Source organism: Vibrio sp. 10N.247.311.12, assembly GCF_041467515.1.
Classification (GTDB): domain Bacteria; phylum Pseudomonadota; class Gammaproteobacteria; order Enterobacterales; family Vibrionaceae; genus Vibrio; species Vibrio crassostreae_C.
Genome location: NZ_JBFSUV010000003.1, coordinates 25501 through 39171 on the forward strand (window position 1 = coordinate 25501; position 13671 = coordinate 39171).

Sequence of the window (13671 nt, forward strand, 5' to 3'; positions counted from 1 at the left end):
TATGAACAGACACGGGAAATCACAGTTTATCAGCTTACAAAGGCAAGCAGGCGTTGCTGCTGTCTGGCTAGGTTTGTCGTTAGTCCCTATTTTAGGAGTCACTTTTTTTGCTGTCGAGGGGGCTAGATATATTACTGAGTCAAGCCGCCTACGCGACTCAGCACAGGCAGCTGCACTTGCAATTACTATTGATGATAAAGCTGCAAGTGCACAAGAGATGGCAGAGCTTTATGTTAAAGATTATGTAAGAGAAGTTCGTAGCGTGAAGGTGACAACAAAGCGCAATTATCAAGCACCAACACTCGAAAACGATAATACAGAGATAATTGGTTATGACGTTGATGCAACGACGGTATATGACTCATGGTTTGCTCTCAACCTCGTACCATCGTTTGAGGACACTCAACCTTTATTTGGTGAGGCGGAAGCTGCAAAATACCCTGAATATCTCGGCGATAAGATCGTTGATGTCGTATTAGTTACTGATTTTTCAGGCTCTATGACACGTAACTGGTCACAGGGGACTTCAAGCATATCAAAAAAAATTGATTCTCTAAAAGTTGCGGTTGACGAGCTAGCTTTGAGAATACTTGTACCTCGGGCTGGAGATACGATTATCCTTAACCGATTAGCTATAGTTCCTTTTAATTTGAGAGTACAAGACAAAATATCAGACTCGCTCTATGCGGGTAGTCAATTAAGGTATAAAGCGGACGGTTCATTTACTAGAACCTATGAGCAGGTGGATTGGGGATATTGGGCCAATAAGTCACGAGATACTGTTCGTGCTTGTGCCAGTGATGTGGACGCTTGTCCAACTCAAGAATCTTGGCAGTTTTATGAGGCGAAAACAGTTGAAAGTGTTATGAGCATGAATGGACGAAGACTTGAGATCGCAAGCTTAGTTGACTATTCAAACTCAGTAGATGACATGTTCAATAATAAGATTGATGATGCTGAATTTAACTTTCATTTTAGGTCTGCCGACAATGTTCTCTACCACTCTGGAATGGTAAGAACAACAGGTAATGGACACTATGTACTTCCTTTAACGAGTGATATTGATGAAGTTGAGGTTGTGCAAGGTATGAATGCTGGTGGTAATACAGCTGCCTACCAAGGTTTGATTCGCGGTTTACAGGTACTCAATGATGGGCAACCAGACAGTAGCGCGACACCTGAGGAAATTGAAGAGTACAACGGAAAGTTGAAAATTATCATCATTCTTAGTGATGGTCAGGAGTTTCCTAATAATGGAATACTCCCTAACTTAGTCGATAATGGCCTTTGTGATGAGGCTAGAGAGCATTTCATGACTGAGAACGGCAGTTTGTTCATCGGCGTGATTGGCATTGATTTTAATGCAAGTGATCAAAGTGGGTTTCAAGATTGTGTGATTGACCCTGGCTCAGACATTATTGATGTTAGTGATAGGGAGGAGTTAATACAACGAATCGAAGAGCTAATTCAAAAAGGATCTCGAGGTACTGGTGTATCGAGACTATACGGGTGAGTAAAGATGAAAAATACAATGCTAGCACTAGGTATGCTTGTTTCTTTCTCTAGTTATGGGCAGGAGATTAGTGATCAGGTAGTAGAATATTGTGGGAATACTTTTTCAGAGTATTCTCACACCATCGAAATTGGTGAAGTTCAAGGGGTGGCTAGTCATCGTGATGGCTATTGGCAAATTCATGAGGGAAGTCATGATCCAGCTCTCAAGTGGGAGCTTCTTAAGCGCTCACAGTTGATCACTGATCCAAGTGATTGTCTCACTTATATATCAAACCTTGGTATTGCTAGCTTCGATAGTGACAAAGGGCAGCTCGTTGCTCGTGTTAACTTCGCCTTTGATCGTTATTATCTGACCCCTCTTGCTCGTGAAGTGCTTGCTGATGTGGCAAAACATCTCGCAGACAATGACTACCTAGTGACCGTTGAAGGCCATACCGATTGGGTGGGCAGTGAAGCTTACAACCAAGGGTTGGGGCTAGAGAGAGCTCAAAGTACGTCTAAACAGCTTTTCACTTACGGTGTTGAAAAAGAGAAAATGACCCTGAAATCATTGGGTGAGTCTGAGCCAATCGCAAGTAACAAAACCTCAAAAGGTAGAGCTCAAAACAGACGTGCTGATGTGTATATTCCCCCAGAGTCTTTTAACCAAGACGATGCCAGTCCAGCCTCTACACAGATAGAAGAATAACCACTATCTCAACGGTCTCATAATCCGAAAATTATAATGCCCACTAATTAGAATTAGTGGGCATTATATTAAATGACTCCGAGTCCAAACCCTATTGCAATAAACAGAGCTACCATCCATACAATCGGCATCTTCATTGTTTTCAATAGCCACACGCCAACAATGATCAGAGCGAAGTCTATGCCACTGCTCACTGCGCTTGTGAAGATAGGTTGATACAGGGCTGCAAGTAGTAGACCTACAACTGCCGCATTCACACCAGTAAGAGCGCCAGCAACCAGAGGTTTACTCGCAATTGCTTGCCAGTTTTTCAGTACACCTAGTAGTAATAAGAAGCCTGGTAAGAACACGGCAATCGTTGCGAGTAGTGCGCCTGTGATTGGTGCCGATGGCATCAATACATAACCTAAGTAAGTCGCAAGTGTAAACATAGGCCCTGGTACTGCCTGTGCTGCTGCATAACCTGTTAGGAAGGCATCTTGAGACAGTTGGTCACCAATACCATTTTGTAGCAACGGAAGTACCACGTGGCCGCCGCCGAATACTAAGCTACCTGCTTGGTAGAACAGGCCAAACACTTCAATACCTTGAGAGTAAGCACTGAATAGAGGCAGACCAACCAGCAAAGCAACAAAAATCACGAGAGGCGTTACCGATATTTTTTGCGTTGAAGGTATCGTTTTGAGCTCTTGAGACGTCAAGAACTTACTGCCAACCATCGCTGCAAATAGAAGCACTAAAACTTGAGGCCAGATGCCTGGAATCAGTAGCAGAACAATCGCGGTAATCACACATAATGCGGTTGCTATCTTCGATTGGCAAAAGTTCTTGTACATACCAAAGGTTGCATCAGCCACAACCACTACTGCTAATAACTTAAGCCCGTGAATGATTGAATTGAAAAGTGGTGCTTCCAATAGTTGGTTGCTGACTAACGCCAATATCAGCATCAGAATCACAGATGGGGAAGTGAAGCCGACAAATGCAGCAATAGCACCTGTTAGTCCACCTTTCTTGTAGCCAACCGAAAAGCCAACCTGACTTGAACCTGGGCCCGGCAGAAATTGACTGAGGGCGACAATTTGCCCGTACTCTTCGTCGGATAGCCAATTCAGTTTCTCAACAAAGGTTTTACGGAAGTAGCCAATGTGTGCTGCTGGTCCACCAAAGCTAATCCAGCCAAGCCAGAAAAAGGTTTTAAAAATTGAAAGCATGCTCGATTCCAGATAAATGTTTAGCGTAATTTAGGTGGAGTTAGACTATGATTCAAATTAATTGTTTTAATTATAACTATGAATGAAATGGGTTTGCTGGCATGGCTGATTTTAATTGGAAAGGGATCGACCTTAACTTGTTGATTGCACTGCAGGCTTTGTATAAAACGAATAGCGTGAGTAAGGCTGCTGAGCGTTGTTATGTCAGCCAATCTGCGATGAGCCATAGCTTACAAAGGCTACGAAAGTTGTTTGATGACCCTTTGTTTGAGCGTGTAGGTAGCAAGATGGAGGCGACCGACCGAGCCATTGAACTATCAAGTACCGTGGACGCGCTACTGAATACCATCCAGTCTGAAGTTCTGTTATCTAAATCGTTTGATGCAGAGACTTATAAAGGGACTTGGAAGATTGGTCTCACTGATTATGCCGAGCAGATGTTCGCTCCAATATTGTTTGACCTGATTAAGCAATCCTCTCCTTATTCTCAAGTAGCGTTGTTCAATGTAAACCTGAGTAACTACCAGCAAGTCTTTGACGATGCCAAGCTTGATATGACGATAGGCAGCTTTGGTGAGGTACCAAAGCAATATCGAACAAAGCATTTGTATACGGAGCAACATGTTTGTTTACTTGATCAATCGGTTCTATCTATTGAGGAGCCGATGTCGCTAGAACAATTTGTTGCTGTCGAGCACGCGCTTGTTTCCCCTGCAGGGGCTTTAAAGACGGGAGTGGACACTCGTTTAGGTGAACTCGGCTTAAGCCGGAAAGTCGCGATATCTTCCAGTAACTTTTTAACTGTTAAACGACTCATTCGTGGCAGAGAACTATTGTGTATTGTCCCCAAGCTAGTCGCGCGCAAGGATATTGATAGTGAAGAAACCTTACTAGCTGTGAAGCCACCTATTGATGTTCCAGATTTTGATATCCAGCTTGTTTATAGAAAGGCAAAGCATTTAGATGATAAAAATAAACTACTTAGAAAGTTGATTACTAATGCGATCTCATCTGTGATTTCCGAATAGTTTATTGTGTCGGTTAATCGTCAAATTCATATGAATTAATTTTAGAAAAATCCGGTTTATTATAAGAACCCGACTATACTTAATTTACGACTCAAGGCAGTCGTAAAGAATAGGCTTTTTGATTTACCTAAGTAAAAAAATTGGTTATATCCTCATGATATAGCTTAAAAATCTACCAGGCTAAACGGACTTAGTTGGTCTTAAAAGCGCTAGCTCCCCCTAGCGCTTTTTTCTTTTGGTCGAGATAAATTTCGACGTATCAACAACAACCTAAAAAGAGAATCGAGTCCATTTCTTAGCTCGCCAGCGATAGGCCATGATGATTCCACGGAACCACTCGTCCATCGCGATTGCCATCCAAGCCCCCAATACGCCATAACCCCAATGCACGCCAAGCAAATAGCTCATGGCAACCCCAATGCCCCACATGCTGAGAATGCCCATTTTGATCGGGAATTTAATGTCGCCAGCAGCCTTTAGACAAGAGATAAAGATAAGGTTAAATACTCGTCCAGCTTCAAGAATGATGGAACCTGCAATCAGTGCAGCCGTTAGCGCAATGATCTCTGGATCTTGCGTGAACAGATCGAGAATTTCGAAACGGAACACATAAACCATGCAGGTAATCGCAGTTGAGGCGATAAAGCCAACCACAAAGTAACGTTGCACGCGCTTGGTGATCTCGTCGATCCAACCCTTACCAATGTAATAGCCTGTTTGGATTTGGCTGCCTTGACCAATTGCCAGTGCAAATGCAAAAGAGAGACGAGCGATGTTTTGTGCGTAAGTAAACGCAGCCAGTGAAGATGTGCCCATCTGTACCACGAAGAAGGTAATGCTGATCTGAGCCATGTTATAAGAGAGCACTTCTCCTGCGTTCATCGAGCCGATCTTAATGATTTTTTGATAGATGGCTTTAGGCACAGATTTAAACTGCTTCACTGGTAGATAAATCCCTTTGCTTCTGACCACACCAATCAAGATCAACATTCCGATTACTTGGCTTATGACGGTCGCGGTCGCAACCCCTTGCACGCCGTATACAGGCAAACCAAAAGGTTGATATAAGGCACAGTAGTTACCGAATACGTTGATGACACCTGCAATCATATTGATCACCATCGGTGACTTTGAATAGCCATGACTGCGCAAAATAGTGGTGAGAACCACACCTATGGTTACATTGAAGGTGAGAGCACCACTGATGAACAGGTATTCTTGCGCGTACTGTTCGACTTGAGGTTCGAGTTGATAAAGCGGGATAAAATATTCAGCAACAAGAACGGCAATCACACTCAGTAGCACACCGGCAATAATGGCCAGAATGATACTTGCTACACCCACGTGAGCGCTCTCTTGAGTGCGGGAAGCACCATTGTATTGCGCGATTAGAATACCCGTACCACTGCTGACCATGGTCGAGACAATGATCAGGAAAAAGGATATCTGAGAAATAACACCAACGGCAGACACGGCTTTGTCCGAGTATCCCGATAACATGAATACATCACTGGTGTTGAGTGCGGTTCTTAAAAGAACTTCGATAAAAATTGGCCAGGTGAGCGCAACGATTCCCATACGTTTGTTTAGGGTGGAATCAGCATTAGGCATTTAGGTTTTCTCAAAAAAGGGGTAGGCGACGCTATAGTTTAGCTATTATTTAGTAAACGACTAGCTGCGTACAGTTAGTATCAAGCCATCAATCACACTGTGATGGTGATCGGAAACCCCAGCAAGGTTGCCGTATTTAGGCTGGTGGCGATCATTTTCTAATGGGTGGTGCCAACCTTGTGTGTGTTTAACGAAGTGCGCCGCAAAGCTTTCAGACACCTCTAAACATCCTGCTAATACAGTATCGACGTAGGTTTGAACGATAGGGCTGTTTTCGCAAGGTGCTTCAATCTCGTCTTTGATGTAAACCCAGATCGGTTGATCCTGTTTGAATTCATCTTGGCTTTCTATCTGAGAGGCCTTTAATTCGATACGGTGATAACCACGCTCACGGCGATCAAACTCAGCCAGTGCAATATCATCCACCTCAAGCAACACACCATTCACTTGTCCTTCGCCGAGATTGACGATCAAAGGGGATAAGACATAGCTGTCATCGATCTTGCTCCAATGGCGAATCAAGCCATGAACAATCGCAGGGATCGCTTGCCCTGTCTGACCGGTAAGCTGGCGTGAAGATGAGTTGATTAAACTACCATAACCAAAAATATACATCGCATTCCTTGTCTGAGTTGTTCCATTTAAGTCTAGTCTTACTATATGTGGCGAGATACCAAAAGTCAGTAAGTTTCTATTTATACATGTATATGTCTTTATGACTCTTTTTGTTGTGTTTTTTTGACTTATTTATTGGCTATTGAATCTCGTGAGTCGCTGTTTTTACTGGTTTTATCTAATTGGCGCGTTTCATGCAATGTGATCTGCATATTGCATCGGATTTGATGCATACAAAATTTGGTTTAGGTAATACCTTGGCCGCTTATCTGAGAATTAGGAGCGAGTTTGTTAAATATCACAGATAAAAGTGTAGAAGACGCGATTCCAGCCTACCTGCGTTTAGGCTTTCGACCTTTCTTCTTTTTAGGCAGTCTCTATGCCGTGATTGCGATTGTAGCTTGGGTCATCATGTTCCAAAACGGTCAACCTGAGATTTTAAAAGTTCCCGCACTGTGGTGGCACGTGCATGAGATGCTGTTTGGTTTTTCGATGGCGATTGTTGTCGGCTTTGTGCTCACTGCCGTGCAAACCTGGACGGGTGTCAATGGAACCAAGCACTATCGGTTGGCAATTCTTGTGGGCTTTTGGCTCGCACCTCGTATTCTGTTTTGGACCCCCGCTCCGTTATGGCTGATCTCGTCGGTTGAGGCGCTGTTCTTAATCTTCGCCGCCTACGAAATTGGTTTTCGAGTCGTGAAGTCGAAAGGCTGGAAGAACCTGTTTTTTGTGCCGCTGTTTATATTGGCTATCGTGGCGAACTCTGCTAGTTACGCGACCATTAAGGGAATGCCTCCATTTCCATCGTCTGCAGTTTGGCAGGCCATGTTGTGGTGGTTTACCTTGCTCTTATCAGTGATGGGTGGGCGAGTAATCCCATTCTTCACAGCGCGTCGTTTTGATTTCGAAAAAGCGCAGCCCTTGGTTTGGTTGGAATGGTTAGCCAATCTACCTTTGGTTGGCTTATTTGTGTTGAGCTTCTTCCCATTGACCTTTGCTCAAGTCGGCAATGAGTTGATGGTATTTGCAGGTGTGACACAGTTGGTGCGCTTTATCCGCTGGAAGCCTTGGACAACACTATCAGAACCCTTGGTGTGGTCGCTGCATGCGGCTTACCTATGTATCCCTCTCAGCTTGCTGTTACGCGGTTTGCTAGATAACCCGTTCGCGAGCCATAACATGCTGCACCTGTTTGCGATTGGCGGTTTGAGTGGGTTAATTCTGGCGATGATCACGCGCGTGACAATGGGACATACTGGCCGTGCTATCTATAAAGGGCCAAGTATGGCTTTGGCGTTCTCGGCTATATTTATCGCGGCACTCGTTCGTAGTTTAGGTGTGACATTCTTCCCGGCGTATTTATTTGAGATGGTCAATATCAGCGCGGGTTTATGGACGTTAGCGTTCGGTCTATTTATCTGGAAATTTGGGATGATGCTGTTAACGCCAAGAGTGGATGGTCACCCGGGCTAAGCCAATTAGTTATCTATTGATATAGATAGGGAAGCTCAGAGCTTCCCTTTTTGATCTTGATAACTCATTAAGTACTCGCAGCAAGGTATTGGCGTACCTGTGTGATGAGATCTTCCTTGGCGTGAGGCGAGATAAAACTGGCTTCGATGGCATTAATACTGAACTGCGCCAATTCGTTTTTGGTCACTGGGTGAGCATTGGCGACGGCGAGGAAGTTATCATTCATATAGCCGCCGAAGTAAGCCGGATCATCGGAATTGATGGTGACGCACAGCCCTTTTCTCAGCAACTCGACGATGTTGTGCTCTTGCATGGTCTCAAACACCTTGAGCTTGGTATTCGACAGCGGGCAGACGGTCAGTGGTGTACGTTTTGCTATTAGCTGTTCCATCAACTCTTCATCTTCTACACAGCGAACGCCATGATCAATTCGGGTAATGCCTAGCAAGCTCAGTGCGTCGCTAATATTTTGTGCTGGGCCTTCTTCTCCGGCGTGCGCGACAGTCAGAAAGCCTTGGTTGATCGCTTCTTGGAATACATGTTTAAACTTCTCTGGTGGATTGCCCTGTTCTGATGAATCTAACCCAACGGCAATGATCTTATCTTTATAAGGAAGGGCTTGTTTGAGTGTTTCAAAAGCGCTGTCTTCATCGAGATGACGCAGAAAGCACATGATCAGTTGGCTGCTGATACCAAGCTCTTGCTCCACTTGATTCAAAGCTCGAGTAATCCCGCCAACGATGACTTCAAAGTCAATGCCGCGTTCAGTGTGAGTCTGAGGGTCGAAGAAGATCTCAGTATGAACCACATTATCTTGCTGACACTTCAACAGATAAGCCCACGTCAGGTCGTAGAAATCTTGTTCATGAATCAGTACGTTTGCACCTTGGTAATAGATATCGAGAAAGGATTGAAGATTGTGGAACTGGTACGCGTCTCGAACTTGGTCTGGGGTCTCAAAGGGAATCGACAGGTTATTACGCTTGGCGAGTTGGAACATCAGCTCTGGCTCTAATGTGCCTTCTATATGTAAGTGCAGCTCAACTTTGGGTAAATTTTTGATGAAGCTATCCATAGCAACTCCTTAGCTATTTTAATTATGAGCGGAGTAGGTGAGACAGTAGAGTCTATAAACCTGAGCAAGCAGGTATCTCTTTCATTTATCTCTGTTTGAGCATAGTTCATTTCATTGTTATCGATAAAATAGGATAGAAGTTGATGGTGAACCGAGAGTTATGAACCGATTGAAATTAGGCGCAAACGATTTGCAGCATTGGAGTGTGATCCGCTGCAAATATTTGCAGCAATATTCATTGATTTGTGCTCTAATACCGCGCTTACCAAGGGATGGTGTTAAAAGATGCTCACTTAGATGGAGTTATCAAAGTTGACCGATCCCTTAATGATCTCCCTTAGGAAAAAATAGAACATGTCTAAGAACAAAAAATTTGATATCCGCCTTACAGAAAAACGCAACGGTTGGTGTGCAGAGATTACTCGTCAAGTAACGTCTCGCAGCACTACAGTATCTAAGCGTGAGTCTGGTTTCGAAACTGAAGCTCTAGCACAAGAGTGGGCAGAGAAAGAGCTAGCATCTTTCATCGCTAACCAAGCTGAACGTAACGAGCGTAAATCAGAGCAACGTAAAGAGCGTGACGAACTACGTCACACTAAAGAGCTTAAAGCTGAGCAAGCACGTGAAGCGCGCGCTAAAGCTCGTGCAGAAGAGCAACAAGACGCTGAATAATTCAGTGCATGACTAATTTATAGATCCCTTAATTTTAAGATAAGGGATTTGTGAAAAAAAAGCCCCGATACAACTTTTTTCTTTCGAGTTAAAAGTGTTTTGGGGCTTTTTAGTTTGTGGAGTTCTGTTTTATTGTGTTTAAGAGCTCGGTTTGGCTTCTCGCTTTTAACGTCGAGCTCTTAAACTGTTAAGCATTGTCTGATCAGTTATTCAGTGCAGTTAGCCAATCGTCTTCTGCCACTTCTTCAATGTAGCTTTCTACTGATTGTCCTACTTCTTCATCGTCTTGCTTGAAGTAAGCGATGTGGAACACAGCATCACCTTCGTTGACCAAAGGCAGAGTTTGCTGACCAATCACGATACCGCCTTTGGTTGTGATCACTTGGCCTTCTTGGTGACCCAATGGAGAGCTGATGTAAGCAAGGGTTTGTCCTGCTTCAACCTGTTCGCCAAGTCTTACCATGTTACGCAAAATACCGTCTGATTCAGCGCGGATCCAGCTGGTGGATTTACTCAATACTGGCTCTGGTAACTTCTTACGGTTAGGGCGCAGCATGCCGATTTCTTTCATCACTTGATGCACGCCAAGGTAACCCGCACGAATCGCGAGGTGATCAAAACGCAGCGCTTCACCACCTTCGTAAGTTAATACAGGAATACCCAGTTTTTCCGCTTCGCTACGCAGTGAACCGTCGCGCAGTGGAGAATCAATAATCACGGGTGTTGCGAACGCTTTTGCGATGCGCAGTGTCTCAGGGTTCGATAGGTTTGCACGAATCTGTGGCAGATTGGTACGGTGAATCGCGCCCGTGTGTAGATCCAGAATGTAATCACAGTGCTTTGCCACGTTCTCAAAGAAGGTGTAAGCGATACGTGATGTTAACGATCCTGTCTCACTGCCAGGGAAGCAACGGTTTAGGTCACGACGGTCTGGTAGGTAACGAGATTTATGGATAAAGCCAAATACGTTAACGATAGGCACAACAATTAATGTCCCTTTCAGTTTCTTTGGATCAATCGCATTGGTCAGTTGTCGTGCAATCTCAACACCGTTTAGCTCATCGCCGTGGATAGCCGCATTTACCATCAGTGTTGGGCCTGCTTGGCGACCGTGAATAATTTCAATCGGGATCGAAAGTGGAGAATGCGTGTAAAGCTGAGCCGCTTGCAGTTCAATCTCCATTCGCTGTCCTGGCTGAACAGTATAACCAAGTAATTCGAATGGTTGATTAGGTTTTAGTCTTGCCATTTAGGTTGTTCTCAACATGGTGATAATTCGTTAACACGGAATGTAGCAATCGTTGATTTTTAGTACGAATCAATCGCTTTACGGTGACGACAAAAGTTTTTTATGAAGGGGCTTCTGAATTGGTTTCAGTTTTTTATCTGGCTAATTGAAGGGTGTTTAAAATTTTGAATTTTCTGACAATACATTAACTTAGAGCTGATATTTGTCATTCAGTTCGTTGGTATTATCCACCGCCATTTTTTGGCGGCCAAATTCAAATATTGAGATCAAAATGAAAAAAACAATTTCAAAAGTTGTAGCACTAGCGGTGGTATCTGTTGCTTTATCTGGCTGTGTTGGTAGCAACGCAGTAACGGGTTACCTAATGAAGTTCAACATCAAGGCTGTTGATAACCGTTACGCTCGTGGTGGTTTGAACATGCTATTTGCACCTGCATACGGTCTAACAGTTGCTGCCGATTACCTAGTATTCAACTCACTAGAGTTCTGGACTGGTAGCAACCCACTAACAGGTGCTCCGCACATCTTTGATACTAAGACTGATACTTACCTAGACATCAACCACCAACTTGATCCGTCTCTAACGGAAGCGCCAGTGGGTCCTATCACGAGTGCAGATGTGATCGAAAAAGGTCAAATGCAGCAGATTGATGAAAACACGATCCAAATGGACATTACTTACCAGTCTGGTGAGCGTGCGACGTTAATCGGTGTTCGTGATGGCGAGATGGTGACGTACTTCATCGATGGCGAAGTTGTGGCACAAACTTCAATTGATGAGCTAGAAAGCTACGCGGCTTCACGCGCTTAATTGTTTATTTAGTCACAAGTAGTAGCTACAAAGATTAGATACAAAAACAGGTACTCATTGAGTACCTGTTTTATTTTGTCTCAGATAAACGGTGTTTACTGTAAAACACCATTTACTGAACAAACATAGCTTATCGAATTAAGCTTTTTCTGGGATCGCTTCAAGCAATGCAACCATTTGGTTCCAGAATAGCTCAACGGTGTCGATCTTCACTTTCTCATCAGGAGAGTGCGGAAACTTGATGGTTGGGCCGAAAGAAACCATATCCATGTTCGGGTAAGGTTCTTTGAATAGACCACACTCAAGACCAGCATGGATAACCATGATGTTTGGCTTGTGACCGTAGATACCTTCGTACATGTCACGGAAGATATGCATGATTTCTGAATCTGCGTCTGGTTTCCAACCTGGGTAAGCACCAGAGAACGCGATGTTAGCGCCTGCTAGTTCAGCAACAGAGTGAAGCATGCTTTCTACTTGGCTACGACCTGAATCGATAAGAGAGCGGATCAGGCAAAGTACTGTGATTGAGTTCTCTTCTGTTGTGATAACACCTACGTTTAGAGACGTTTCCACAACACCTTCAATCTCGTCACTCATACGAATCACGCCGTTTGGACATGCGTTAAGTGCCGCGATAAAGTGAGCTTGGTCTGCTGACGCAAGTGCGCCCATTTCTACAGAAGCTTCTTCATTGAAAGTCACGATGCTGTCTTCTACTTTACCTAGCTCTGTTGAAAGCAGCTCAGTGTAGTAGTTGTATAGTGAAGCCAGTTTTTCTTGGTTTTCAGCAGGAACAGCAACCGTTACGAAACCTTCACGAGGGATCGCGTTACGAAGGCTACCACCTTTGAATTCGACGATGCGAAGGTCTAGCTCTTTTGCGTGACCCGCTAGGAAGCGAGCAAGCAGTTTGTTTGCGTTTGCACGACCTGTGTGGATGTCACAACCAGAGTGACCGCCTTTTAGGCCTTTTAGCGTTAGCTTACGTGTTACGAAGTCAGCTGGAATCGCGTTACGAGCAATTTCAAATGTCATTGCGCCGTCGATACCGCCAGCACAACCCATGTACACTTCGCCTTCTTGCTCTGAATCGGTATTAAGAAGGATATCGCCTTCTAACCAACCCGCTTCAAGACCGAAAGCACCAGTCATGCCTGCTTCTTCATCTACTGTTAGTAGAACTTCGATAGGGCCGTGCTGGATTTCGTTTGAAGCAAGAACCGCTAGACAAGAAGCCATGCCCATGCCGTTGTCAGCGCCAAGCGTTGTGCCTTTAGCTGTAACCCACTCACCATCAATGTATGGTTGGATTGGATCTTTAGCGAAGTCATGAACTGTGTCTTCGTTCTTTTGTGGAACCATATCGATGTGAGCTTGTAGCACGACACCTTTTTTGTTTTCCATACCCGCCGTTGCTGGCTTTTTGATGAATACGTTGCCCGTTGGGTCACGACGTACATCTAGGCCTTGCTCGGTTGCCCAAGCAATAATGTATTGAGCAAGCTCTTCTTCATGCTTAGAAGGGTGTGGGATTGAGCAAATCTTATCGAAGAACTGCCAGATAGGGGCAGGGGATAATTTACTGATCTCAGAATGGAATTCAGACACGGATGACTCCTTTTTTATTTAATAACCATATATTTAGGTTTTGTATGGGTGAAAACCTAGAACAAAAATCTAAAATATGGGTCTGTTTTGATGGCAACAGCATACCACT

General features: G+C 44.2%; 12 protein-coding genes. 6 read left to right on the forward strand and 6 right to left on the reverse strand.

What is annotated here, in order from left to right; translation table 11 throughout:
• The first annotated feature begins 1 nt into the window (after position 1).
• Positions 2-1513 (forward strand): pilus assembly protein, encoded by a 1512-nt coding sequence (locus AB6E30_RS02470; RefSeq protein ID WP_065584024.1) that lies wholly within the window; start codon positions 2-4, stop codon positions 1511-1513.
• A gap of 6 nt (positions 1514-1519) precedes the next feature.
• Entirely contained in the window at positions 1520-2203 is a 684-nt protein-coding gene (locus AB6E30_RS02475) for an OmpA family protein (RefSeq protein ID WP_241910067.1), read from the forward strand.
• Between the two features lie 68 nt (positions 2204-2271).
• On the opposite strand, the gene chrA is transcribed toward AB6E30_RS02475, so the two are convergent.
• Positions 2272-3417, reverse strand: coding sequence for a chromate efflux transporter (gene chrA, locus AB6E30_RS02480; RefSeq protein ID WP_372102541.1), 1146 nt, complete (start codon positions 3415-3417; stop codon positions 2272-2274).
• 101 nt (positions 3418-3518) lie between these two features.
• On the opposite strand from chrA, the gene AB6E30_RS02485 reads away from it, so the two are divergent.
• The gene (locus AB6E30_RS02485) at positions 3519-4445 is read left to right on the forward strand and encodes a LysR family transcriptional regulator (protein ID WP_372102543.1); all 927 of its coding nucleotides are present in this window, start codon (positions 3519-3521) and stop codon (positions 4443-4445) included.
• A 270-nt stretch (positions 4446-4715) separates the two neighbouring features.
• On the opposite strand, the gene AB6E30_RS02490 is transcribed toward AB6E30_RS02485, so the two are convergent.
• Complete coding sequence (locus tag AB6E30_RS02490) at positions 4716-6056, reverse strand: MATE family efflux transporter (RefSeq protein ID WP_017065825.1); 1341 nt, start codon at positions 6054-6056, stop codon at positions 4716-4718.
• A gap of 60 nt (positions 6057-6116) precedes the next feature.
• Positions 6117-6671, reverse strand: coding sequence for a gamma-glutamylcyclotransferase family protein (locus AB6E30_RS02495; protein ID WP_017060795.1), 555 nt, complete (start codon positions 6669-6671; stop codon positions 6117-6119).
• A 288-nt stretch (positions 6672-6959) separates the two neighbouring features.
• Between AB6E30_RS02495 and AB6E30_RS02500 the strand changes: the two genes are divergently transcribed.
• Positions 6960-8144 (forward strand): NnrS family protein, encoded by a 1185-nt coding sequence (locus AB6E30_RS02500; protein WP_372083597.1) that lies wholly within the window; start codon positions 6960-6962, stop codon positions 8142-8144.
• A gap of 67 nt (positions 8145-8211) precedes the next feature.
• On the opposite strand, the gene AB6E30_RS02505 is transcribed toward AB6E30_RS02500, so the two are convergent.
• Positions 8212-9219: an adenosine deaminase gene (locus AB6E30_RS02505; RefSeq protein WP_017069510.1), complete on the reverse strand. Its 1008-nt coding sequence runs from the start codon at positions 9217-9219 to the stop codon at positions 8212-8214.
• Between the two features lie 354 nt (positions 9220-9573).
• Here AB6E30_RS02505 and AB6E30_RS02510 point away from each other — a divergent pair, with 354 nt between their 5' ends.
• Positions 9574-9891, forward strand: coding sequence for a DUF3622 domain-containing protein (locus AB6E30_RS02510; protein WP_017069509.1), 318 nt, complete (start codon positions 9574-9576; stop codon positions 9889-9891).
• Between the two features lie 202 nt (positions 9892-10093).
• Here the strand turns inward: AB6E30_RS02510 and AB6E30_RS02515 are convergent, their stop codons facing one another.
• Positions 10094-11140: a succinylglutamate desuccinylase/aspartoacylase family protein gene (locus AB6E30_RS02515; RefSeq protein ID WP_372102545.1), complete on the reverse strand. Its 1047-nt coding sequence runs from the start codon at positions 11138-11140 to the stop codon at positions 10094-10096.
• 271 nt (positions 11141-11411) lie between these two features.
• Between AB6E30_RS02515 and AB6E30_RS02520 the strand changes: the two genes are divergently transcribed.
• Complete coding sequence (locus tag AB6E30_RS02520) at positions 11412-11951, forward strand: DUF3332 domain-containing protein (RefSeq protein ID WP_017070352.1); 540 nt, start codon at positions 11412-11414, stop codon at positions 11949-11951.
• Between the two features lie 138 nt (positions 11952-12089).
• Here AB6E30_RS02520 and AB6E30_RS02525 read toward each other — a convergent pair whose 3' ends face one another.
• Positions 12090-13562 carry an aminoacyl-histidine dipeptidase gene (locus tag AB6E30_RS02525; protein WP_372102547.1) on the reverse strand — a complete coding sequence of 491 codons (1473 nt, stop codon included), beginning with the start codon at positions 13560-13562 and terminating at the stop codon, positions 12090-12092.
• Positions 13563-13671: the final 109 nt, after the last annotated feature.

Excerpts from the sequence above, each read along its gene's own strand:
- AB6E30_RS02495 (WP_017060795.1), bottom strand. The coding sequence starts at position 6,671 with ATGTATATTTTTGGTTATGGTAGTTTAATCAACTCATCTTCACGCCAG.
- AB6E30_RS02475 (WP_241910067.1), top strand. The coding sequence starts at position 1,520 with ATGAAAAATACAATGCTAGCACTAGGTATGCTTGTTTCTTTCTCTAGT.
- AB6E30_RS02485 (WP_372102543.1), top strand. The coding sequence starts at position 3,519 with ATGGCTGATTTTAATTGGAAAGGGATCGACCTTAACTTGTTGATTGCA.
- AB6E30_RS02520 (WP_017070352.1), top strand. The coding sequence starts at position 11,412 with ATGAAAAAAACAATTTCAAAAGTTGTAGCACTAGCGGTGGTATCTGTT.
- AB6E30_RS02515 (WP_372102545.1), bottom strand. The coding sequence starts at position 11,140 with ATGGCAAGACTAAAACCTAATCAACCATTCGAATTACTTGGTTATACT.
- chrA (WP_372102541.1), bottom strand. The coding sequence starts at position 3,417 with ATGCTTTCAATTTTTAAAACCTTTTTCTGGCTTGGCTGGATTAGCTTT.
- AB6E30_RS02505 (WP_017069510.1), bottom strand. The coding sequence starts at position 9,219 with ATGGATAGCTTCATCAAAAATTTACCCAAAGTTGAGCTGCACTTACAT.
- AB6E30_RS02490 (WP_017065825.1), bottom strand. The coding sequence starts at position 6,056 with ATGCCTAATGCTGATTCCACCCTAAACAAACGTATGGGAATCGTTGCG.
- AB6E30_RS02510 (WP_017069509.1), top strand. The coding sequence starts at position 9,574 with ATGTCTAAGAACAAAAAATTTGATATCCGCCTTACAGAAAAACGCAAC.
- AB6E30_RS02470 (WP_065584024.1), top strand. The coding sequence starts at position 2 with ATGAACAGACACGGGAAATCACAGTTTATCAGCTTACAAAGGCAAGCA.